This window comes from Actinosynnema sp. NPDC037264 (assembly GCF_055603705.1).
Genome location: NZ_JBVJVK010000003.1, coordinates 367,361 through 389,995, shown reverse-complemented (window position 1 = coordinate 389,995; position 22,635 = coordinate 367,361). Strand labels below are relative to the sequence as shown.

16 protein-coding genes and 1 pseudogene are annotated in these 22,635 nt (G+C 73.2%); 8 read left to right on the top strand and 9 right to left on the bottom strand.

Annotation, left to right across the window (positions count from 1 at the left end):
• The first annotated feature begins 3 nt into the window (after positions 1 to 3).
• The gene (locus ACZ7GX_RS06175) at positions 4 to 846 is read left to right on the top strand and encodes a hypothetical protein (RefSeq protein ID WP_498773410.1); all 843 of its coding nucleotides are present in this window, start codon (positions 4 to 6) and stop codon (positions 844 to 846) included.
• Positions 847 to 951: 105 nt separating this feature from the next.
• A complete protein-coding gene (locus ACZ7GX_RS06170; RefSeq protein WP_498773408.1) occupies positions 952 to 1,362 on the top strand; it encodes a hypothetical protein in 411 nt (136 codons plus the stop codon).
• 136 nt (positions 1,363 to 1,498) lie between these two features.
• Here ACZ7GX_RS06170 and ACZ7GX_RS06165 read toward each other — a convergent pair whose 3' ends face one another.
• Positions 1,499 to 2,953, bottom strand: a complete 1,455-nt coding sequence (locus tag ACZ7GX_RS06165) for a trypsin-like peptidase domain-containing protein (protein ID WP_498773406.1) — start codon at positions 2,951 to 2,953, stop codon at positions 1,499 to 1,501.
• Positions 2,953 to 3,591, bottom strand: coding sequence for a hypothetical protein (locus ACZ7GX_RS06160; protein ID WP_498773404.1), 639 nt, complete (start codon positions 3,589 to 3,591; stop codon positions 2,953 to 2,955). Before ACZ7GX_RS06160 ends, ACZ7GX_RS06165 begins: the two co-directional genes overlap by 1 nt.
• Before the next feature lie 119 nt (positions 3,592 to 3,710).
• Here ACZ7GX_RS06160 and ACZ7GX_RS06155 point away from each other — a divergent pair, with 119 nt between their 5' ends.
• Positions 3,711 to 4,169: a YkvA family protein gene (locus tag ACZ7GX_RS06155; protein WP_498773402.1), complete on the top strand. Its 459-nt coding sequence runs from the start codon at positions 3,711 to 3,713 to the stop codon at positions 4,167 to 4,169.
• A 3-nt stretch (positions 4,170 to 4,172) separates the two neighbouring features.
• Here the strand turns inward: ACZ7GX_RS06155 and ACZ7GX_RS06150 are convergent, their stop codons facing one another.
• Positions 4,173 to 4,874, bottom strand: a complete 702-nt coding sequence (locus ACZ7GX_RS06150; RefSeq protein WP_498773473.1) for a lysophospholipid acyltransferase family protein — start codon at positions 4,872 to 4,874, stop codon at positions 4,173 to 4,175.
• Positions 4,875 to 4,984: 110 nt separating this feature from the next.
• Here ACZ7GX_RS06150 and ACZ7GX_RS06145 point away from each other — a divergent pair, with 110 nt between their 5' ends.
• Genes ACZ7GX_RS06145 through ACZ7GX_RS06130 form a run of 4 tightly spaced genes read left to right on the top strand, consistent with a single transcriptional unit; the run spans position 4,985 to position 8,885 of the window.
• Positions 4,985 to 6,175, top strand: a complete 1,191-nt coding sequence (locus ACZ7GX_RS06145; protein ID WP_498773400.1) for a PP2C family protein-serine/threonine phosphatase — start codon at positions 4,985 to 4,987, stop codon at positions 6,173 to 6,175.
• Positions 6,175 to 7,668: a sensor histidine kinase gene (locus tag ACZ7GX_RS06140; protein ID WP_498773398.1), complete on the top strand. Its 1,494-nt coding sequence runs from the start codon at positions 6,175 to 6,177 to the stop codon at positions 7,666 to 7,668. The genes ACZ7GX_RS06145 and ACZ7GX_RS06140 overlap by 1 nt, the downstream gene beginning before the upstream one ends.
• Positions 7,665 to 8,102, top strand: coding sequence for a response regulator (locus ACZ7GX_RS06135; protein ID WP_498773396.1), 438 nt, complete (start codon positions 7,665 to 7,667; stop codon positions 8,100 to 8,102). Before ACZ7GX_RS06140 ends, ACZ7GX_RS06135 begins: the two co-directional genes overlap by 4 nt.
• 27 nt (positions 8,103 to 8,129) lie before the next feature.
• Positions 8,130 to 8,885, top strand: a complete 756-nt coding sequence (locus ACZ7GX_RS06130; RefSeq protein WP_498773394.1) for an alpha/beta fold hydrolase — start codon at positions 8,130 to 8,132, stop codon at positions 8,883 to 8,885.
• Here the strand turns inward: ACZ7GX_RS06130 and ACZ7GX_RS06125 are convergent.
• The 5 genes from ACZ7GX_RS06125 to ACZ7GX_RS06105 form a co-directional block, all read right to left on the bottom strand.
• The gene (locus ACZ7GX_RS06125; RefSeq protein ID WP_498773392.1) at positions 8,878 to 9,876 is read right to left on the bottom strand and encodes an MBL fold metallo-hydrolase; all 999 of its coding nucleotides are present in this window, start codon (positions 9,874 to 9,876) and stop codon (positions 8,878 to 8,880) included. The genes ACZ7GX_RS06130 and ACZ7GX_RS06125 overlap by 8 nt on opposite strands.
• Before the next feature lie 9 nt (positions 9,877 to 9,885).
• The gene (locus ACZ7GX_RS06120; protein ID WP_498773391.1) at positions 9,886 to 11,160 is read right to left on the bottom strand and encodes a glycosyltransferase 87 family protein; all 1,275 of its coding nucleotides are present in this window, start codon (positions 11,158 to 11,160) and stop codon (positions 9,886 to 9,888) included.
• Positions 11,150 to 12,394: a glycosyltransferase 87 family protein gene (locus ACZ7GX_RS06115; RefSeq protein WP_498773389.1), complete on the bottom strand. Its 1,245-nt coding sequence runs from the start codon at positions 12,392 to 12,394 to the stop codon at positions 11,150 to 11,152. Before ACZ7GX_RS06115 ends, ACZ7GX_RS06120 begins: the two co-directional genes overlap by 11 nt.
• Positions 12,387 to 13,979, bottom strand: coding sequence for a polyprenol phosphomannose-dependent alpha 1,6 mannosyltransferase MptB (gene mptB, locus ACZ7GX_RS06110; protein ID WP_498773387.1), 1,593 nt, complete (start codon positions 13,977 to 13,979; stop codon positions 12,387 to 12,389). Before mptB ends, ACZ7GX_RS06115 begins: the two co-directional genes overlap by 8 nt.
• Positions 13,980 to 14,358: 379 nt before the next feature.
• Complete coding sequence (locus tag ACZ7GX_RS06105; protein WP_498773385.1) at positions 14,359 to 14,628, bottom strand: GNAT family N-acetyltransferase; 270 nt, start codon at positions 14,626 to 14,628, stop codon at positions 14,359 to 14,361.
• A gap of 63 nt (positions 14,629 to 14,691) precedes the next feature.
• On the opposite strand from ACZ7GX_RS06105, the gene ACZ7GX_RS06100 reads away from it, so the two are divergent.
• Entirely contained in the window at positions 14,692 to 15,708 is a 1,017-nt protein-coding gene (locus ACZ7GX_RS06100) for an LLM class flavin-dependent oxidoreductase (RefSeq protein ID WP_498773383.1), read from the top strand.
• Between the two features lie 714 nt (positions 15,709 to 16,422).
• Here the strand turns inward: ACZ7GX_RS06100 and ACZ7GX_RS06095 are convergent.
• Positions 16,423 to 22,623 (bottom strand): annotated as a pseudogene (locus tag ACZ7GX_RS06095) (type I polyketide synthase); the annotation flags it as partial.
• Between the last annotated feature and the right edge of the window lie 12 nt (positions 22,624 to 22,635).

Below are 22,635 nucleotides of genomic sequence, written 5' to 3'. Positions count from 1 at the left end.
GCCGTGCCGAGGGTGGTGGTGCGTGGCGCGGGCCTGGCTTCGGTGGTGCTGGGGCCGGGCGAGTCGCTGCTGTTCGGACGCGCGCCGCACGGCGTCGTCGGCCCGGCCCGCCCCGGGCGGGTGGTGGTCGCGCTGCCGGACTGCGCGCCGCACGTGTCGCGGCTCGTCGGCGAGCTGGCGGTCGGCGCGGACGTGGTGTCGTTGACGTGGCTCGGCGCGGGCGAGGCGCAGCTGTCCAGCCTGTTCGACGCGCCGGGCGGCGCGCGGCGGGTGATCCTGACCCGGTCGGCGACGGCGTTGCTGGACGTCGGCGAGAACCAGCTGGTGCTGCTGCTCGGCCGGCGCGGCGACGGCGACGGGTTCGCCGACCTGCAGCTGACCATCGACGTGGAGCGCGCGCCTGCGGCGTCGGAGGTGGCGTTCGGGGCGGACGGTGGCGACACGCGCACCGGTCCGGGGTTGGTGCGGGGCGGGCGGGACTGGTTCGTCGCGCTGGCGCTGTGCGAACCGTGGCTGGTCGGCGCGGACGACTACCCGCGGCCGCCGTCGAACCGGGAGATCTTCGAACGGGTCCGCGAGTGGCACGGCTACACCTGGAACCTGCACCGGCCGCAGCGGGTGGACGACGCGATCCGGGCGATCTCGGCGATCGCGTTCGGCGCGGCGGACGACCCGTTCCTGGCCGCGCACGCGGGCCGGCTGCAGAACACCAGGTTCGCGGTGGCGCGCCGGGCCGCCGAGGTCCGCCTGGTGACCGCCGCCGACCTCGCCGAGGTGCAGCGGTCGGCCCGGAACCGGAAACTTCCACCCCCGCCGTCCTCGCCCGGCCACCCGCCTGCTCCGTAGCGTCAGCGGTCAGGGGCGCCGGACGGTCGCCCCACTCCTCACGGCACCCGACCGGTCCCGCCCGCGGCGACCGGGTCCGCGCCGTACCCGGAAAGGACCGCCGCCATGGTGCAGCACGACTCCCCCGACTCGCCGACCACCGCCCGCCACGCCGAGCCGCGCGCCAGGAAGGGCGCCGGGATCGTCGTGCTGCTGGTGCTGATGACCCTCGCCAACGCCTTCACGCTGGTCGTCGCCGTCGTGGGCTGGGTGGACGAGGTGGACCACGGCGCGGAGTGGGGCGACGACTCGTTGCAGCTCGTCGTCTTCGTGGCGCTCGCCGGTCTGGTCGCCCTGATCGGGCTGGTCGGCGCGTGGTTCACCCGCAAGTGGGGGCCTCGGCTCTACGTGCTGACGAGCGGGTTCAGCCTGCTGTTCGGCCTGATCATCTCGGGCGGCGCCGGGTTCTCGCCCCTGTCCCTCGTCGCCCTCGGCCTCGCGGTCGGGCTGTGGCTGCACGCCGAGAGCAAGTGGTAGCACCGGGGCCGGGGGGGGGGGGGGGGGGGGGGGGGGGGAGGGGAAGGGGGGGGGGGGGGGGGTTTTGGGGGGGGGGGGGGGGGGGGGGGGGGGGGGGGGTGGGTCTTTCCTCCCCCCCCCCCCCCCCCGCCCCGGGTCAGGACCGCGGTGCGGTGGGCTCGCCCTCGTCCGGCCGCTCGACCCGCGCGGTCGGTGACCCGTCGGTGGACCGGACGGTCGGCGACTCGTCGACCGGCGGCTCAACGGTGGGCTCTGCGGTGGGCTCAGTGGTCGGCGCGACCACCGGCGGCTGGACCACCGGCGGCTGGACCACCGGCGCGACGACCTCGGTGGCCCGCACCGGGATGCCGAACGGCGGGGTGTCCACATCGGACACCACCGGCGGCGGCCCCACCGGCGGCACGGGACCCGCGGGCGACAGCCGACGCCTGCGGGTCAGGGCGATCGCCGTGCCCGCCGTCGCCGTGGCCACCGCGACACCGCCGCAGAGCACCGCGAGCCCGATCAGCAGCGAAGCGCCGCCACCGGCCGACCCACCGCGGTCGACCGCGAGCCGCCGGTACTCCGCGGCCTGCAGGTGACCGGGCGAAGCGGCCAGCACGTCGTCGAAACCCTCCACCGCGCCGTCGAAGTCGTCCGCGAAGTAGTGGTCCAGCGCGGCCCGGTAGTCGCGGTCGTGCGCACCGGGTTCGACCTTCACGTCCTTGCCCGCCAGGACGTCCAGCAACGTCGAGGACGCGGCGGCGAAGTTGAACGACTGCGTCTCCCCCGGCGAGCCCTGGCTCACCAGGCCGACGACCCGGCCGTCCATGTCGACCACCGGCCCACCGCTCATGCCCTGCGTGGCCGCCGCGCTGAACTCGTAGAACGGCCGGTCGTTCTGCGTCCGCCGCGCCGACACCTGGCCGTTCTTGTTGCTCGGCTCCAGGCTCGGGTCGACCGCCGCGCCCGCCGAACCGGGGTAGCCGATGGCCAGGATCGGGGTGCCGACCGCCGTCTGCTCGGCCCTGATCTCCAACGAGGGCAGGTTCTCGCGCGGCACCTTCAGCACCGCCACGTCGCCCTCGGTCGGCGCGACGAGGTCGACCACGGTGGCCGGCGCGACGTCCCGGATCGGGCCGTCGCCGGTGGCCTCCATCCGCTCGACCGCGATCGCGCGGTCGACCGGGCGGTCCGGGTTCGCGCCCTCGGCGACGGCGTGCTCGGCCAGCTGCGTCTTGGCCTTGGCCCGGTCCACGACCCGACCGGCCGCCGCCAGGTCCTCGATCGCCGCGTCGAACAACGCGCCCGCGCCGCCCTGCGGTCCGGTGTGGACGCAGTGGCTGGCGGTGGCCACGTGCCCGTCCGGGCTGATCACCACGCCGCTGCACGTCGCCTTCACGACGTAGCCGTTCGCGCCGCCGAACACCTCGCCGGTGCGCCTGTCCCGCACCCACCCGTGCCACTCCACGGTGATGAGCACGATCGCCGGCCGGGCGATGGCCGCGGCCAGCTCCTCCGGGCTCGACGGCTGCACGACGGAAGCGGCGGCAGCGGGAACAAGAGCCGGAGCGGCGGCCAGCAACGCCGCCGCGACGAGCGCCGCGCGCATCAGCCGTACACCCCGAACCCGGCGGTCCGCGCCCACACCGACCGGTAGCCGCGCGAGTTGCTCTCCACGAGCTGGGTGCCCTGGCAGGCGTAGTCGTCCACCTCGTGCCGCACCTGTTCCGACGGGATCGTCTGGGTCTCCACCAGACCCCGCTGGTCGTAGTAGGCCCAGGTGAACTCGGCCTTGGTCTGGTTGCCGTAGGTGATGGCCTTGTCGGTGGCGGTCCAGGTGAACTCGATGACCCCGTTGCCGACGAGCCGCAGCGCGTTGCCCTGGTAGGTGCCGTGGAACACCACGTCGTCCATCCGCTCGGTCCCGGTGCCGTCCGGCCGGAACTCGTACGCCCGCCCGCTGGTGACCATCGGGAGCGGGTCCACGCCGTTGTAGAACTTGACCATCACCTGCTCCTCCACCGTGCGCCACGAGCCGATCAGGCACAGCGGCGGCCCGACGGGGCGGGTGGTGTCCGCGCGGGCGGTCGGCGAGGCCCTCCCGGCCGCCACCGGCGCGGCCTGCCGGGGACGGTCGTCCGCGAGGACCACGGCGGTCAACCCGCCGGCCGCCAGGACCGCGCACGCGGCGACGACGAACAGCACCACGACGACGGATCGCGCCGGTAACCGGGGGGAATCGCTCACCGGGCCATCGTATGGACCGACCCGTCCGGGCCGTGAGCCGGTTGATCCGGAAGTTTCCGCGCCGTGACCCGACGCCCGCTCCACCCGCGTGGACGCCTCACCGCCACTACCATGGACGTGTGATCTTCCTCAGCGTGGTCCTCACCCTGCTCGGGCTGAGCACGCTGCTCCTGCGTGACGACGAGCTGCTCGGCCTGCCGCCGGTCGTCGCCGGCTCCGGTCTGGTCGTGCTCGGCGTGGCGGCCGGCGTGCTGTGGGTCGTGCGCCGGCGGCGCCGGTGGGAGCGCAAGGGCGAGCCCCGCCCGGTCGGCACCGTGATCGACCGGGCCAAGGCCCTGCCCCGGCTGCTGCGCGAGCGCAAGGCCTACGGCCTGCCGACCAGCACGATGGCCACGTGGGCGTTCGCCGTGCTCTACCTCGTCTCCCCGGTCGACCTGCTGCCCGAACTGCTGCCGCTGATCGGCGTGACCGACGACGCGGGCGTGGCGGTCTGGCTGCTCACCAGCGTGTCCACCGTCACCGGCCAGTACCTGCGGTGGGAGCGCGAGCGCTCCGGCAAGGCCAAGAAGGCACGCTGACGGTCACGGGTTCGTCGGTGACGGCAGTTCGCGCACGCCGCTGAGCAGCGTCGTCACGGCGGCCATGATCCGCGCGGTCGCCTCGTCCAGCACGGCCTTGGTCGGCTCCAGCCCGTACAGGTCGGACAGGTCGACCTCCGCGCCCGCCACCACGGACACCTTCCGCCACGGCCGCGGCACGAACTTCCCCGGCGGCAGCAGCTCCCGGGTGCCCCACTGCGCCACCGGCACGACCGGCGTGCGGGTCGTCAACGCCAGCCGCGCCACGCCGTTCTTGCCGCGCATGGGCCAGCCGTCGGGGTCGTTGGTGAAGGTGCCCTCCGGGTAGACGATCACGCACTCGCCCTCGTCCAACGACGTGCGCGCGTTGTCCAGCGCCTTGCCGGCGCGCACGCTGTCGCGGTCGACCGGGATGTGCCGCCCCGACGACATCACCCACCCGAGCACCGGCGCCTTCCACAGGCTCGCCTTGGCCAGGTACCGGGGCACCCGGCCGGAGGCGAGCGCGAACGCGGTCAACGTGACCGGGTCGGCGAAGGACAGGTGGTTGGAGGCCAGCAGCACCGCGCCCTCGCGCGGGATGTTGGTCCGGCCCGCCATCCGCATCCGCACGAACAGCACGACCAGCGGCCACAGCACGTCAATGGCCACGGAGTACCAGAAACCCCGGCCCCGCCGGGGCAGGCGGGTCGTCAGCGCCACCATCTGGGAGAACGTCACCCCACGATCTTCGGTCATGGCCGCGGGCGCCGTCACCGCGCCCCACCGCACCGCCGTCACCCCGTCCTGATCGAGTTCGACTAATCTCCTCCCCCGTGGCAGGGCTCCCCGCACCGCGGACCGCGGTGAACCGGATCAACGTGCTCCTCGTGGAAGACGACGAGGGCGACGCCGTGCTGGTCGAAGCCCTGCTGGACGAGGTCGAGGCGGACGTCGCCCTGCACCGGGCGCGGACGCTGCGGGAGGCGGAGGGCCTGCTGGCCAAGGCGGACTGCGTGCTGCTCGACCTCGGCCTGCCGGACACGACCGGGCTCGACGGCCTGACCAGGCTGCTCGCCCACCCGGCGCCGGTGGCGATCATCGTGCTCACCGGCCTCAACGACGAGCACCAGGGCACCCAGGCGGTGGCCCAGGGCGCGGAGGACTACCTGGTCAAGGGCCAGGTGGACGGCGTGGGCCTGGCCCGCAGCATCCGCTACGCGGTCGGCCGCAAGCGGGTCGAGGAGACCCAGCGCCAGCTGCGCGACGAGAAGCTGCTCGCGGCGGAGAAGACCCGCCTCGAACGCGGCCTGCTGCCGTCGCCGATCATCCACGGCGACGACATCGGCTGGGAGGTCAGCTACCGCCCCGGCGGCAGCCGGATGCTGCTGGGCGGCGACTTCTACGACGTCGTGCGCACCTCCGACGGCACGCTCCAACTGCTGATCGGCGACGTGTGCGGGCACGGCCCGGACGAGGCCGCGATCGGCGTGTTCCTGCGCATCGCCTGGCGGGCGCTGGTGCTGGCGGGCCAGGAGCCGTCCCGGGTGCTGCGCACGCTGCACGAGATCCTGGAGCACGAACGCCACCAGCCCGGCCTGTTCACCACGGCGTGCATGGTGACGATCTCGCCGGACCGCCGGTGGGCGCGGGTCTACCTGGCCGGGCACCCGGAACCGATGCTGCTGGTCGGCGACCGGGTGGTGGAGCTGCCGCGCGACCGCGCCGGGCTGCCGCTCGGCGTGCTGCCGGACAGCACGTGGAGCGGGCTCGACGTGCCGTTGCCGCCGGGGTGGTCGATGCTGCTCTACACCGACGGCCTGGTCGAGGGCCGCGTGCACGGCGACACCGAGCGGTTGGGCTCGGAGCGGCTGATCGACCTGATCGGCGAGATCACCAGGGAGCGACCGGACTGGACGCGCACACCGGCGACGCTGCTGGACGACCTCATCAGCCGGGTGAAGGAACTCAACGGCGGGGAGCTGGACGACGACATGGCCGTGCTGCTGATCTCGGACCGCGCCTGATGGACTACCGCAAGCGCTGGCCCGCGAGCAAGCTCCTGGTCGCGGCCGTCGTGGTCCTGGTCGTCATCTGCGCGGGCGCCATCGGCAGCCTCCTGATCGCGCTGAACGGGCTGACCTCCGCCCGCACCGAGCTGCTGGAGCGGATCGACCCGGCCGGCCGCGAGGTGCTCGAGATGCAGACGGCGCTGGTCAACCAGGAGACCGGTGTGCGCGGGTACGTGCTCACCGCCAACCAGGCGTTCCTCGCCCCCTACACCGACGGGCGGCAGGACGAGCTGGACGCGGTGGAGTCCGCCCGCTCCCTGCTGTCGGCCTCGCGACCCGACCTGCTCGGCGACCTGGAGGAGGTGCGGCGGCTGGCGGACGACTGGCGGCAGAGCTACGCCGACCCCCTGGTCGACCTGGTCTACGTGTCGGGCATCCCGCAGACCACCCTGGTCGACGCCGAACGCGGCAAGGCGCTGTTCGACCGGGCGGCCGAGGCGATGGCGGCGTTGAAGACCAAGGTCGAGGAGGCGTCCGCCGCCGGCCGGGCGAACGTGTCGAACGTCGCCACGCAGGCGTTCTTGCTGGTCATCGGGCTCGGTCTGCTGCTGGTGCTGAGCATCGCCGGGGTGGCGGTGATGCTGTACCGGATCGTGATCGCGCCGCTGACGGGGCTCGCCGCGGACGTGCGGCAGGTGTCGTCGGGCGACTTCGCGCACGCGGTCGAGGCGGGCGGGCCCCGCGAGACGGTGATGCTCGGCCAGGACGTCGAGGCCATGCGGGTGCGCATCCTGTCCGACCTGGAGGAGCTGCGGCGGTCGAACTCGGAGCTGGAGCAGTTCGCCTACGTCGCCTCGCACGACCTGCAGGAGCCGTTGCGCAAGGTGGCGAGCTTCTGCCAGCTGCTGGAGCGGCGCTACTCGGGCCAGCTCGACGAGCGCGGCGAGCAGTACCTGCGGTTCGCCGTGGACGGCGCGAAGCGGATGCAGGTGCTGATCAACGACCTGCTGGCGTTCTCCCGGGTCGGCAGGCTCACCCGCGAGCAGACCCTGGTGGACTGCGACGAGCTGGTCGCCCAGGTGCTGGACAACTACTCCGAGGTCGTCGAGCGGACCGGGGCGACGGTCGAGGTGGCGGACCTGCCCACGGTGCGCGGCGAGGCGTCGTTGCTCGGCGGGGTGTTCGGCAACCTGATCAGCAACGCGCTGAAGTTCCACGGCGAGGAGCCGCCGCACGTGCGCGTGGACGTGGACCGCACGGGCGATTCCTGGACGTTCACCATCAGCGATCAGGGCATCGGCATCGACCCCGAGTACGCTGAGCGGATCTTCGTGATCTTCCAGCGCCTGCACCACAAGGACGACTACCCCGGCACCGGCATCGGGCTGGCGATGTGCCGGAAGATCGTGGAGTACCACGGTGGCACGATCTGGCTGGACACCAGCGAGGGCGACACCGGGACCACCTTCAAGTTCACGCTGCCGGCTGTAGAGGACGACGAGCAATGAGCAACCCGTTGAACGTGATCGACGTCCTGCTGGTGGAAGACGACCCCGGCGACGCCCTGATGACGCAGGAGGCGTTCGAGCACCACAAGATCCGCAACCAGCTGCACGTGGTGCGCGACGGCGTGGAGGCGCTGGAGTTCCTGCGCCGCCAGGGCCCGTACGAGGACGCGCCGCGGCCGGGGCTGATCCTGCTCGACCTGAACCTGCCGAAGATGGACGGCCGCGAGGTGCTGGCCGAGATCAAGGCGGACGAGGCGCTGCGGCCCATCCCGGTGGTGGTGCTGACCACGTCGGAGGCGGAGGAGGACATCCTGCGCAGCTACAACCTGCACGCCAACGCCTACGTCACCAAGCCGGTCGACTTCGACCGGTTCATCGAGGTCGTCCGGCAGATCGACGACTTCTTCGTGACCGTGGTGAAGCTGCCCCGCTAGGCCGGGCCTGGTCCTGGAGGAGTCGTGATGGGCACCGTGACCTCGAAGGACGGCACGACGATCGGGTTCTCGCGGGTCGGTGACGGTCCCGCGGTGGTGCTGGTGGACGCCGCGTGCTGCTTCCGGGGCGGCGGCCCGATGCCCGACGTCGCGGCGGCGTTGCGGGGGTACACGGCCTACACCTACGACCGCCGGGGCCGCGGCGAGAGCACGGACCGCGGACCGTACGCGATCGACCGCGAGGTGGAGGACCTGGCGGCGGTCGTGGCGGCCGCAGGCGGCTCGGCCTTCGCCTACGGCTTCTCGTCGGGCGCGGTGCTGGCCCTGCACGCCGCGGCGGCCGGGGTGCCGATCACCGCGTTGGCGCTGCTGGAGCCGCCGCTGTCGTTCGAGGAGCCGACCGGACCCGACGTGCGGGACGAGATCAACGCCCTGGTGGCGGCCGGGCGGCGCGGTGACGCGGTGGTCCGGTTCCAGGTCGCGTGCGGCATCCCGGAGGAGTTCACCGCCGGGATGCGGCGGTCACCGGGCTGGCCGGCGCTGGAGGCGATGGCCCACACCACCGCCTACGACCTGACCATCACCGGCACTCCCCCGGACCTGGCCTCGATCACCACGCCGACGCTGGTGCTCGACAGCGCGGGCAGCGACGAGCGGCTGCGCGGGTGGGCCGACGGCGTGGCCGAACGCCTGCCGAACGCCCGGCGCCGCACGGTGGCCGGCGACTGGCACGGCGTGGCGCCGGACGTGCTCGCGACCGTGCTGGCCGAGCACTTCAGCTGAGCGCGTACCGCACCGCGCCGTCGGCCTCCTCGGCGGTCAGCAGGCCGCGGTGGACCAGCACGTCGAGGTGCGCGGCCGTCTCGCCGGTGGCCAGCACCTGGTTGAACAGGTCGAGCTCGGCGAACCGCCGACCACGCCTGGTCCAGCCGAGCTTGCGCGCGGTCTCGAAGGCGGTGCCGGTGCCCGCGCGCACGGCGTCCAGCGTGGCCGTGAGCCGGTCCTCGTGGTGGGCGAGCAGTTGGTCCACCCTGGCGTGGCTCGACTCGGTCACGGGGCCGTGCGCGGGCAGCAGCCGCAGGTCCGGGTGTTCGCGGACGAGGCGCAGCGAGTCGAGGTAATCGCCCAGCGGCAGCGCGGGCCGGGCGGGCTCGAAGCCGATCGACGGCGTGATGTGCGGCAGCACGTGGTCGCCGGCGAACAGCAGCGACGACTCGACGTCGACGAACACCACGTGCCCGCGGGTGTGGCCGGGCGTCGGCAGGACCCGCAGCACCCGCTTCTCCAGGGCCAGGTCGCTCTCGCGGAGCCACTCGTCGGGCTCCTCGTAGTCGCGCAGCTCGGCCTCGCCGACCGACTCCACCACGGCCCGCCACCGCTCGGCCAGGTGTGGCGCGCCCCACTTCGCCAGGTCGCGGTAGCCGTCCCGGCGCCGGGCGGTGATCTTGGCCAGCGAGGGCTGCTCCCCCGCGCCGAGCGCGATCTTCGTGCCGAACCGGCGGCGCAGGGCCACGGCCATCGTGTAGTGGTCGCGGTGGACGTGCGTGACCAGGAAGCGGCGGACGTCCTCGAAACCACGCCCGAGCTCGCCCAGCGCCGATTCCAGCGCCGTCTCGCCCGCGTCCAGGGCCCAGCCGGAGTCGATCAGGACCAGGCCGTCACCGTCGTCGATCGCGTACACGTTGACGGTGTGCAGCCCGTCGTTGGGCAGGGGCAGCGGGATGCGGTAGACACCGGGCGCGACCTCGAAGACTCCGGGTTCGGTCCACTCCATCCCCGGATCCTACTTGCCGGTAACCTCGGCTCGGTCCGCCAGTGGCGCGTTCGCCGGCGCGCGCCGCGCCACCGCCTTCACCACGAACGGGATCACGGCCAGCGTGAGCAGCGCCAACGCCGGGTACGCCCACCCGATCGCGGACAGGTAGCCGGGCCTGGGGATGGTCCAGATGGTGGGCTGCCGGTCGAGCTGGAACGCGATCACGTCCCAGAACATGATCGGGCACCACAGGACCAGCAGCACGCCACGGGCCCACGGCGCGATCCTGGTGTGCACCAGCCAGATCAGCAGCGGCGCGATCCACACCCAGTGGTGGTCCCACGAGATCGGCGACAGCAGCAGGCCGAGGACCTGCACGACCAGCACGCCGATCAGCACGTCACCCGCCCGCACCGCGGCGCGCAGCGCGAACCCGGCGAGCACGACCGACACCACGACCGCGAGCACCCACGGCCACGTCATCTCGACGTCGTAGCCGAGCGTCCGCGACAACGCGCCGCGCAACGACTGGTTGTGCGCGGTGGCGATCGGGCCGACCCGGTCGGCCGCGCCGAGCAGCTCGAACCAGTAGTGCTTGGCCTGCGCCGGGTCCACCAGGAAGCCGAGGCCGACGCTCGCCGCGAACGCGACGACCGACCACACCGCCGCCGAGAACCGGCGCGTGGCCAGGTAGTACAGCCCGGAGATCGCCGGCACGAGCTTCACGCCCGCCGCCAGGCCGATCCCGATGCCCGCGAGCCGCGAGTCCCGGGCCGTCATGGCGCCGAGCACGACCGCCGCCAGCAGCAGGTTGACCTGGCCGAAGTCGAACGTGTGCACCACGGGCTGCATCCACAGCAGCACGGCGGTCCACAGCAGCGCCCGGCGCCGCCACAACGCCGCGTCCGCCGTCCAGCCCTCGCCCGCCACGAAGCGCAGGGCGACGCGCACCATCCAGTACAGGCACAGCCCGGAGAGCAGCCGCAGCGCCCACTGGGCGACGACCCACGGCAGCCACGTCATCGGCAGGAACACCAGCGCGCCGAACGGCGGGTAGGTGAACGGCAGCGGGAAGTCGGGCGGCGAGTTCGGCGAGGTGACGTCGTAGAGGTCGCCGGAGAGCACGTGCGGCGCCAGCGCCCAGTACACGTACAGGTCGATCGTCTCGTTGCCGAACCCGGTGACGATCGTCCAGCCGCGGCCCACGACGGACGCCACCAGCAGCAGGGGTGCGGCGACCAGCAGCCACCGCTCCGCCTTCACGAGCACGCGCGCCGCGGGCGACGTGGGTTCAGCTGACACTGGGCTCGACCTTCGACGTGGTGGCGGACGGCGTCGCGCCGACCGGCTCGCGGGTGTCGGCGCGCAGCGCCGTCGGCATCACCGCGAGGGTGAGCAGCCCGAGCAGCGGGTAGCACCACCCGAGCGCGGCCAGCGGCCACGGCCGGGGGATCTCCCAGATGGTGGGCTGCTGGTCGATCAGGAAGGTGATCAGGTCCGCGCCGGTCACCACGACCCACGCCGCGGCGACCGCCAGCACGGGCCACGTGCGGCGCGCCCCGTAGACGGCCCACAGCACCAGGGGGATCACCCACACCCAGTGGTGGCTCCACGAGATCGGCGAGAGCAGCAGCCCGAACAGCTGCACGGCGACCACGGTGGCCAACGCGTCCCCGGCCTTCACCGCCGCGCGCAGCGCGAATCCGGTCAGCACCGCCGACACCACCACCGCGAGCAGCCACGGCCACGTCATCTCGACGTCGTGGCCGAGCGTCCGCGACAACGCGCCGCGCAACGACTGGTTGATCGCCGACCCGACCGGGCCGACCCGGTCGGCCGCGCCGAGCAGCTCGAACCAGTAGCGCCACGAGTCGGCGGCCGAGGCGGCGAAGCCGACGGCCACGGTGAACGCGAAGCCGACCGCCGTCCACACCGCGGCCTTGAACCGGCGCGTGACCAGGAAGTACAGCACCGAGATCGCCGGGGTGAGCTTCAGCCCGGCCGCGACGCCGACGCCGACGCCCGCCACCAGGTGCCGGGTGGCGACCATGGCGGCGAAGGTGCCGGCGATCAGAACCAGGTTGATCTGCCCGAAGTCGAGCGTCTTGCGCACCGGCTCGCACCAGAGCGCCAGCGCCGTCCACAGCAGCGCCCGGCGCGACCAGCCGGCGTCGAACGGCCGACCCGACCTCGCGGCGATCAGCGCCAACGCCGTGCGGACCAGCCACCACAGGCAGACCAGCGACAACACCTGCCACGCGATCCGCGCGGCCACCCACGGCAGCCAGGACAGCGGGAGGAACAGCACGGCCGCGAACGGCGGGTAGGTGAACGGCAGCGGGAAGTCCGCCGTGAACGGCATGTCGATCGTGTAGAGCTGATCGGTGAGCAGGTTCGGGGCGAGGCTCCAGTAGACCTTGAGGTCGATCATCCCCCAGCCGCTCGGCACGCCCAAGCGCCAGAAGTACCAGCCCAGCGACAAGCACAACACCAGCGGCGCGAACCTCAGCACCCGCTGTTCGACCCGTTCAACCACCCGTGCTCCCGCGCTGCTTCCCGGCCCCGTCCGGCTCGCCCGCCACGTCGTCGTCCTCGGCGGACGGCGACTGCTCGACGGCGGGCGGCGGCGCCTGCTCGACGACCCGCGTCGGCTGGTCGACCTCGCTCGACCGCGCCCGCAGCTCGGTCAGCAGCGACCACACGGGTTGGCGTTCCAGCAGCGACCGGCCGACCCACACGCCGATCAGGACGGTGACGGCCAGGTAGGACCACCACACGACGGGGTTCGCCGAACCATAGTGCCAGCGGGCGACGATCGTGCCGTCGGGCAGCGTGATGAGGACCATCCAGACCGAGAAGCCCGCGGCGAACGCGAGCCACCGGTCCTTCCAGGCGAACGCCGCGGCGAGCGCCAGGACCCAGGTGAAGTACCACGGGAGCACGGACGGCGCGAGCACGGAAGCGGCGAGCAGGGCGATCGCGGCCCGCCGCACGGCGTCCACGCCGCCCGCGCGGGCGAGCCACCACTGGCGGACCAGCACGGCGGCGAGGACGTACACGCCCACCGACCGGAAGAAGCCGAGGAAGCCCTCGTAGGTCGCACCCGGGATGTGCCTGCCGACCGAGTAGTAGAGCAGCTCCGCGACGGCGCAGGGCAGCGACATCCAGGTCAGCAGCGGCGTCTGGCTCTGCAGCACGTTGACCCAGCCGAGGTCGACCCCGGCGATGATCGTGGACAGCGCGAAGACGCCGGCGAACGTGATGCCGCCCACCGCGCACGCCTGGAAGAACCGCTGGCGGGCCGGGCCGGACATCCGCGCCACCCAGACCCAGACGAGGAACGGGATCACCAGCACCGCGGTGGCCTTGACCGCGGTCGCCAGGGCGATCACCGCGATGCCGCGCACGTGCTTGCCGTCCAGCACCATCAGCACGCCGACGGCCATCAGGCCGACCATCAGGATGTCGTTGTGCGCGCCGCCGATGCCGACGGCGATCACGAACGGGTTCGCCACGGTCAGCCACAGCGCGATCGACGTGCGCCCGCCGAGGTGCCGGACCAGGCCGGGCATCGCCCACGCGAGCATCGCCAGCCCGCTGAGCACGGCGAGCCGCATGAGGACCGCGCCGATGATGACGTTGTCGCCGGTGACCGCGACCACGGCCTTGGCCACCAGGAGGAACAGCGGCCCGTACGGCGAGGGTGTGTTCTGCCACAACGACGCCACGTTGCCGCCCAGCGACAAGGGCAGCACGGACGCGCCGGTCGTGTAGGGGTCGAACCCGTGCAGCGCGACCGCGCCCTGGGCGAGGTAGCTGTAGACGTCCCGGCTGTACAGCGACGGGCCGATGAGCAGCGGAGCGGTCCAGACGGCGGCGGCCAGCACCACGCCGCGCCCGTCGACCTGGCCGGCGCGCACCATCCGCCCGAGCCGGACCCACGAGTAGACCAGCAGCGCCACGCCGACGAACACCACGGCGGTGGCGAGGTCGCGGCCGTGGCCGTACCGCACCGCGTTGAGGATCGTGCCGGTCAGCAGCGGGTCCCGGCGGAGCACCGCGCCCGCGCCGACGCCGCCGAGCGCGATCAGCAGCCCGCCGAGCGCGCCGAGCCTCAGCACCCGCGGTGGGACCTGCCGGAGAACCACCGACCACGTGCCCGTCCGGCGGGTCGGGCCATCCGTCCGTGCGCCACTTCCGCTCACCTCAGCGGTCACAGCCAGGCCCACCTCATCGGTCTCGTGATCGGTCCTCGTCCCCGTCGACCGCATCTGCTGTCGACGACATCACCATCATGGCGGGGATCAAAGACGAGTGAGGCCACGATCAGTAATGTTGACACGATCAGCTACCACTGTTGACCAAAAGCCGCCTACTTAGCCGTGTTGTTACCCCCCTTTGTGATGATTCACACGAAGAAGCAACCCTGGCGGGGTATGCGCTGGTGAGCCGGGTCCACTGTGCGTCGGCGCGGCGTGCGCGCCCGGAGCGGGGAAAACGTCACCCGGTCCGCAGTTCGGGGTGCTTCTCCAGGTAGCCGCGCACGAAGGAGCATTCGGCCACGACGGTCCGGCCCTTGGCGCGCACGTCCTCGAGCGCGTGCCGGACGAGCTTGCCGCCCAGGCCCTTGCCCTCGACGGCGACCTCCGTGTGGGTGAACGTGACGACGCCGTCCGCCGAGGTGTACTCGGCGAAACCGCCGAGCTCGCCGTCCAGGTGGACCTCGTAGCGGGACAGCTCCGGGTTGTCGGACACGGACACAGCGGTCACGGGTGCTCCTCCACGTTCCGGTTCGGTGGGTGCCACCGTAGTCGCAGCGGGCAAGATTGTCGGATGGACGTGTACCTGCTGATCCTGGGCGATCACCTGCCCAACCCGTACACCGGTCGGGCCGTGACCGAGTGCGAACGGCTGCGGGCGATGGTCGAGCAGGCCGTCGTGGCGGAGGAGTCCGGCTTCACCGGGGTGGCGATCGGCGAGCACCACTTCACCCGGTACATCGTGTCGGCGCCGGAGCTGCTGCTGGCCACGATCGCCGACCGGACGTCGACGTTGCGGCTGTCCACCGGGGTGACGCTGCTGGCGCACCACGACCCGGTGCGGGTGGCGGAGACCCTGGCCACGCTGGACGTGCTGTCGGGCGGCCGGGCGGAGCTGATCGTGGCGCGGGGTGTGTCGCAGCGCACGGACGTGGCGTTCGGGGTGCAGGACGACCTGCGGGCGCGGTTCGACGAGAACCTGCGGCTGCTGCTGCGGCTGCTGGAGGAGAAGCACGTCACGTGGGAGGGCAAGTACCGCAGTCCGCTGGTGGACGTCACGACGACGCCGCGCCCGGTGCAGCAGCCCCGGCCGCTGGTGTGGATCGGCAGCGGGTCGGCGGTGTCGGCGGACCTGGCGGTGGAGCTGGAGCTGCCGTTGATGCTGCCGAGCACGTTGCGCGACCCGAGCACGCACCGGCCGGTGGTGGAGCGCTACCGGGCGGCGATGGGCGGTGGTGGGCGGGTGGCGTTGCCGAGCCACGTGTTCGTCGCGCCGACGGCGGCGGAGGCGCGGGCGACGTGGCGGCCCCACCTGGCGGCGTACGCGGAGTTCGCCGACCCGTGGCGCGGTGACGGCGAGGCGGACGTCGACGTGCTGATGGAGGGCGCGGCGGTGTGCGGCGACCCGGCGGAGGTGACGGAGCGGCTGAACCGGGTGACCGAGCTGCTCGGCCTGGACGCGCAGCTGGTGATGGTCGACATAGGCGGTCTCCCGCACCAGGCGGTGCTGGACACGATCCGCCTGTTCGGCCGGGAGGTCCTGCCGAACCTGACGCCGGCGCCGGCCCGAGCCGCGGACCGCGCGTCCTGAGCGGTGATTGTGGGTAGCCCGGGTGGGAAGGAGGTTGCCATGGTCCAGCCACAACCGCCCCCCGGGCGGCCCGTGCCCACGCCGCCCCCGATGCCGCAGCCGCCCCGGGAGCCGTCGCCGAGCACCGAGCCGCCGATCCCGCCCACGCCGGAGCCGCCACCGCCCAACAAGCCGGCGCCGAACGAGACCCCGCCAACGGGGTGAGGGACGGCTAGGGGACCAGGAGGTCCGGCTCCGCGCCGTCGGTCCGGCCCCGGTCATTAGCCCTGGTGAAGGGCTCGGCGTCCAGGGCTGACCGGGTGGTGGCGGTGATCCGATGCACGTCGCCGCGTTCGCCCTGCGGGGGCGGTGCGCCTGCCCGTTCCCTCAGGGTGGCGGCGGTGCGCCAGGCGCGGTCCGAGACCGGACGCCACGCCCAGGAGCAGCCTGAACGCGGTGTGCCACACCCGCACCGTGCCTGTCACGTCCTCCGGGTCCACCGGCCGGCGCCACCGTCACCTCTCGACGCCGCTCGCCGAGCCTGCCGCGCAGTACCCGGCACCAGGCAGGCGCGCCGACCAGCGGCAACGCCTCGGCGTCCCGGCCGCGTCGTCGATCGCCGAACCACGCCCGGCGCGAGCCGGGTCTTGCCCACACCGCCGGGCCCGGTCGGGGTGACGAGCCGCGGTCCAGCCGCTCGTGAACGGTGGGCGTCGGGGGTGCTGTCGGTGGTCGTCATGCTCCCTCGCTCCGGGTGGGAGGTGGGAAGTGGCCGGCGTCGACGAAGAACTCCACGTAGGCGCGGAACAGCTCCTCGGTCACCGGAGGGCAGTCGATGCCGCTCCCGTCGAGCGCGACCGCGGTGTCGGTGACGTCGATGGGCGGGTAGAAGGACGCGCTGTCGGCGGTCATCACCCGGAAGGCGTCGAGCAGCGGGACGAGCGCGTTGTCCCGGTCGGCGCCGACCTCGGCGAACCACTCGTCCGGGTTCCGGTCCGCGACGGTGTAGCCGAGGGACCGCAGCCGGCGCACCAGCTCGGGCAGTTCGACCCGGTGCTCGCTGTGGAGGTGGAAGGTGCGGCCCGCCCTCCGGCGGGACAGCTCGACGATCGCCGTGCTGACGTAGTCCACCGGCGCCAGGTGGAAGTAGCCGCCGACGCCCGCGGGGGCGGAGCGGGCCTGGATGATGCCCTTGAGACTGAGCCAGACGAAGTCCCGCGTCTGGCAGGCGCCGTTGGCCCGGTCACCGGAGATCACGTCGACCCGGTACACCGACACCGGGATACCGCGGTCCCGCGCCAGTTCCACGACCTGCTCGGACACCCACTTGGTACGCAGGTAGCCGCTGGGCAGGGCCTCGGCGGGGCCCGTCGGGTCGGTGGTCCTCAGCGCCCCGCCGCCCGGCGCCGCACCGGCGAAGACGCCGACCGTGGAGACGTGGTGCACCGGCACGGTGCGGTGCCGGGCGGCCAGCCGCAGCACCTCCCGGGTGCCGCCGACGTTGGCGTCCTTGAGGTCGCCGTACGGCCGCAGCCAGTGCACGGTCGCGCCGGCGTGGTAGACCACGTCCACCACGCGGGCCAGCTCGTCGAACAGCTCCTCCCCCAGCCCCAGGCGCGGCTGCGCCAGATCGCCCGCGTGGACGGCGAGCCTGACCGGGTCGACCTCGTCCCAGACCCGGTAGTACTCCAGGTTCTCCCGCACCCGGCGCAGCCCGTCCGCGTCGTCGGTGGCGCGCACCAGGCAGTGCACGATCGCCTTCGTGGTGCGCAGCAGGTCGCGCAGCAGGAACGCGCCGAGGAAGCCGGTGGCGCCGGTGAGGAAGACGTGCTCCGGGTCGTCGACCGTGGTCGACACCACCTCCGCGGCACGGATGTCGTCGTCCAGCACCACGTCGGCGGTGCAGTCCTCCCGATCGGCGCTGTCGGACCGGACCAACTCGGCGTGCAGGAACGCGGCGAGCGCGCCGGGCGACGGGTGGTCGAACACGAGCGTGGGCGGCAGGGCGGTGGCGCACCTCGTGGCGAGCCGGTTGCGCAGCTCGACCGACACCAGCGAGTCGAAGCCCAGGTCGCCGAACGCCTGGTCCGCGCCGATGCCCTCCGGCGAGGCGTGGCCGAGCACGGCGGCGGTCTCGGCGAGCACGACGTCGAGCACGACGCGCCGCTGCTCGTCGTGGCCCAGGCCGTCGAGCAGGTCGGCCAGCGCGTCGTCGGCGGTCTCCTCGTTGCGAGCGGTCCCGCGCGGCGGGGTGCGGACCAGGCCGGACAGCAGTGGCGACGTGCCCTGCCCGCGCAGCGCGGCCAGGTCCAGCGGCGTGGCGACGACCGCGGGCAGGCCGGTGCCCAGCGCGCGGTCGAGCATGGCCGGGCCGACGTCCTGGGTGATCGGCAGGAACCCGCCGCGGGCGATGCGCCTGCGGTCGGTTTCGTCGAGGTGGCCGCTGATGCCGCCCTCCTGCTCCCACAGGCCCCACGCGACGGAGGTCGCAGGCAGGCCGAGGGTGGCGCGGTGCTCGGCGAGGGCGTCGAGGAAGGTGTTGGCGGCGGCGTAGTTGGACTGGCCGGGGCCGCCGATCACGCCCGCGATCGACGAGAACAGCACGAACGCGGTCAGCTCGCGGTCGCGGGTCAGCTCGTGCAGGTGCCAGGCGGCGTCGACCTTCGGCCGCAGCACGGCCGAGAGCCGCTCCGGGGTCATCGAGTCCAGCAGGCCGTCGTCGGCGACGCCCGCGGTGTGCACGACCGCCGTCACCGGGTGCGTGTCGAGCAGCGCGGCCAGCGCGGCGCGGTCGGCCACGTCGCACGCCGCCACGGTCACGTGCGCGCCGAGGCCGGTCAGCTCCTCGACCAGCTCGGTCGCGCCGTGGCTGTCCGGGCCGCGCCGGCCGGCGAGCAGCAACCGGGTCACGCCGTGCTCGGCGACCAGGTGCCGGGCGAACGTCGCGCCCAGCGATCCGGTGCCGCCGGTGATCAGCACGGTGCCGGCCGGGTCCCACGCCGGGTCCGCCACGGGTGCCGGCGCCCGGTCCAGCCGCGGTGCGAACACGCGCCCGTCGCGCACGACCAGCTGTGGCTCGCCGGCGTCGACCACGCCGCCCAGCGCCTCGAGAGACGCCTGCTGGTCGTCCACGTCGACCAGCACGACCCGGCCCGGCGCCTCGGACTGGGCGGAGCGCACCAGGCCCCACACGGCCGCCGCGCCGAGGTCGGCGACCGTCGTGGTGGGCGCGATGGCACCCCGGGTCAGCACGACCAGCGGTGTGCCGGTGAGCCGGCCGTCGGCCAGCCAGTGGCGCACCACGTCCAGGACACGTGCGGCCACCTCGTGCGCCGCGGTCACGGTGTCCGCGCCGGGTGCCGACGCAAACGGCGCGAGCACCGCGTCCACCGGCTTGTCCGCGACCGCCACGGCGGCTGGGTCGGCGAACCGGTGCGGGTCGAGGACATCCACGTCGAACGGTCCGGATTCCAGCACTCCCCACCGCACCGCGCGCCCCGGTAACGACACGGGCCGCCAGGCCACCCGGAACAGGGCGTCCTGGCCGCGTCCGCGGGCCCTGGCCAGGACGTCGGCCGCAGGGGGGCGGGCCAGCACGCCGCCGACCGCCGCCACCGGCCGGCCGGTGCGGTCGGACAGCAGCAGCGCCACCTCACCGTCCGCGCCGGGGACCTGCCGGACGCGCAGCGCCGTCGCCCCCGTCGCGAGCAGCCGCACGGCCCGCCAGCGGATCGGCTCGCCGTCCACGCCGACCCGCAGCGCGGCCTCCAGCAGCACCGGGTGCAGGCCGTACGCGCCAGCCTCTCCGACCAGGTGCGCCGGCAACGCCACCTCGGTCGCCGGGGCGTCCGGGTCGAACGACGCCGCAGTGGCGCCCGTGCTCACCCGGCCGGAGGCGTGCAGGGTCCAGGGGCCGTCCGAGTCGCCGGGCCGGGCGTGCACGGACAGCGGGTGCGAGCCGTCGTCGCCCGCCAGTCCCACCCGCACCTGGAGTTGCGCGTCGGCCTTGCCGTCGAGCACCAAGGGCACGTGCGCGACCAACTCGTCGACCACCGTGCAGCCGACCTCGTCACCCGCGCGGATCGCCAGTTCGAGCAGCACGACGCCGGGCACGACGTCGTGGTCGGCCAGCCACGGCTGCGCCTTGACCGACAGCAGGCCGGTGAGCAGCACGTCCCCGGCGTCGGCGAGCGTGACCGCCGCGCCCAGCAGCGGGTGCTCGGCCGCGCGCAGGCCAAGCCGGGCCGGGTCCGCGGACTCCTCGGCCTTCACCCAGTAGCGAGACCGTTGGAACGCGTAGGTCGGCAGGTCCACCCGGCGGGCGCCGCTGCCCTCGAAGAACGCGGACCAGTCGACGGCGACACCGTGGGCGTGCAGTCGCCCGATCCCGGAGACCAGCGCCTCGGCGTCAGGCACGGCGCGACGCAGCAGCGGCACCGCGGCCTGTGCCCGGTCGCCGAGCACCTCGCCGACCAGGGCGGTGAGCACCGCGTCCGGCCCGACCTCGACGAACGCCGTCACGCCCGCGTCGGCCAGGGTGCGCACCGCGTCGGCGAAGCGGACCGGCTCGCGGACGTGCCGCACCCAGTACTCCGCGGTGTTCAGCTTCTCAGCCGGTTCCCCCGTCACCGTGGAAATCACCGGAACCACAGGCTCGTGATAAGTCAGCGACTCCGCCACCTCACGGAAATCCGCGAGCATCGGCTCCATCAAAGCCGAATGGAACGCATGACTGACCGTGAGCCGCTTCGTCACCCGACCCCGCCCGGCCAACACCGCGGCAACCGCAAGAACCGCCTCCTCCACACCCGAAAGCACCACCGAGTCCGGACCATTGACCGCCGCCACATCCACACCCGGCACCAACAGCGGCACCACCTCCCCCTCACCCGCACCCACCGCCACCATCGCACCACCCGCCGGCAACCCCGCCATCAACCGACCACGCGCCACCACCAACCGCACCGCATCCCCAAGATCCAACACCCCCGCCACATGCGCCGCAGCGATCTCCCCGATCGAATGCCCAACCACGAAATCCGGCCGCACACCCCACTGCCCCAACAACCGGAACAACGCCACCTCAACCGCGAAAATCGCCGGCTGCGCCCACCCCGTCCCATCCAACCCCACACCCGAAGCGATCACACCCCGCAACGACCCACCCACCAACCCGTCCACCACACCACACACCTCCTCCAACACCGCACCGAACACCGGAAACGACTCCGCCAACCCCAACCCCATCCCCACCCGCTGCGACCCCTGACCCGCGAACACGAACCCGGTACGACCGGTCACGCGGGTGGCCGAGGCGACCACGGCCAAGCCCGCCAGCAGCGCCTCCCGGTCCGCGCCGACGACCGCGGTCCGCAGGTCCAGCGCGGCGCGCGTGGTGGCCAGCGAGAAGGCCACGTCCAGCGGGTCGAGGTCCGGTCGGGCGGCGACGAAGTCCCGCAAGCGGTCGGCCTGCGCCCGCAGCGCCTCGGGCGACCGGGCGGACAACACCCACGGCACCACCGGGAGACGCGCCTCGCGGTCCGCCCGCTCGGGCTCCGCCACCGGCGGGGCCTGCTCCAGGATGACGTGGGCGTTGGTGCCGCTCACGCCGAACGACGACACGCCCGCGCGGCGCGGCCGGCCGGTCTCCGGCCAGGGCCGGTTCTCGGTCAGCAGCTCCACCGACCCGGCCGACCAGTCCACGAACGGCGTGGGCTCGCCGACGTGCAGGGTCTTGGGCAGGATGGCGTGGCGGACCGCCATGACCGCCTTGATCACGCCGCCGATGCCGGCCGCAGCGACCGAGTGGCCGATGTTCGACTTCAACGACCCGAGGTAGAGCGGCGTCGGGCGGTCCTTGCCGTAGGCGTTGAGCAGCGCGGTGGCCTCGATCGGGTCACCGAGGCGCGTGCCCGTGCCGTGCGCCTCCACCACGTCGATGTCCACCGGGGACAGCCGGGAGTTCGCCAGCGCGGCGCGGATGACTCGCTCCTGGGACGGGCCGTTCGGCGCGGTCAGGCCGTTGGACGCCCCGTCCTGGTTCACCGCGCTGCCCCGCAGCACCGCCAACACCGGGTGCCCGTTGCGACGCGCGTCCGACAACCGCTCCAACAACACCAGCCCCACACCCTCCGACCAGCCCGTCCCGTCCGCGTCGGCGGAGAAGGACTTGCACCGACCGTCCGGAGCGAGGCCGCGCTGGCGGGAGAAGTCGACGTAGCCGCCGGGGTGGCCGTACACGGTGGATCCGCCCGCCAGCACCAGGTCGCACTCGCCCTGGCGCAACGACTGGGCCGCCAGGTGCAACGCCACCAACGACGACGAGCACGCCGTGTCCACCGTGACCGCCGGACCCTCGAACCCGAACGTGTACGACACCCGACCCGACGCGACACTGCTCAACTTGCCCGTCATGAGGTAGCCCTCCAGCTCCTCCGGGCCGTCCAGACCGAGGTAGGTCTGCTCGCCCACCCCGGCGAACACGCCGGTCGAGCTGCCCCGCAGGGCCGTCGGGTCGAGGCCGGCCCGCTCGAACAACTCCCAGGCGGTCTCCAGCAGAACCCGCTGCTGGGGGTCCATCGACAGCGCCTCGCGCGGCGAGATGCCGAAGAACCCGGCGTCGAACCTCGTCGCGTCGACGATGAACCCGCCCTGGTCGGTGTAGGAGGTGCCGGTGCGCGACGGGTCCGGATCGTAGCGGGCCTCCACGTCCCAGCCGCGGTCGTCCGGCCAGGCGGTGATGCCGTCCCGGCCCTCCAGCACCAGCCGCCACAGGTCCTCGGGCGAGGACACGCCGCCCGGGTACCGGCACGCCATGGCGACGATCGCGATCGGCTCCGTGCCGCCGGCCTCCAGCTCCGTGATGCGCTGCCGCGCCTTCTTCAGATCGGCCGTGACCCACTTGAGGTACTCGACCATCTTCTCTTCGTTGGACATCGCCGATTTCTC

Bases quoted from the DNA above. Each gene is read 5' to 3' on its own strand.
- ACZ7GX_RS06170 (WP_498773408.1), top strand. From the start codon at position 952: ATGGTGCAGCACGACTCCCCCGACTCGCCGACCACCGCCCGCCACGCC.
- ACZ7GX_RS06165 (WP_498773406.1), bottom strand. From the start codon at position 2,953: ATGCGCGCGGCGCTCGTCGCGGCGGCGTTGCTGGCCGCCGCTCCGGCT.
- ACZ7GX_RS06150 (WP_498773473.1), bottom strand. From the start codon at position 4,874: ATGGTGGCGCTGACGACCCGCCTGCCCCGGCGGGGCCGGGGTTTCTGG.
- ACZ7GX_RS06140 (WP_498773398.1), top strand. From the start codon at position 6,175: ATGGACTACCGCAAGCGCTGGCCCGCGAGCAAGCTCCTGGTCGCGGCC.
- ACZ7GX_RS06135 (WP_498773396.1), top strand. From the start codon at position 7,665: ATGAGCAACCCGTTGAACGTGATCGACGTCCTGCTGGTGGAAGACGAC.
- ACZ7GX_RS06130 (WP_498773394.1), top strand. From the start codon at position 8,130: ATGGGCACCGTGACCTCGAAGGACGGCACGACGATCGGGTTCTCGCGG.
- ACZ7GX_RS06125 (WP_498773392.1), bottom strand. From the start codon at position 9,876: ATGGAGTGGACCGAACCCGGAGTCTTCGAGGTCGCGCCCGGTGTCTAC.
- ACZ7GX_RS06100 (WP_498773383.1), top strand. From the start codon at position 14,692: ATGGACGTGTACCTGCTGATCCTGGGCGATCACCTGCCCAACCCGTAC.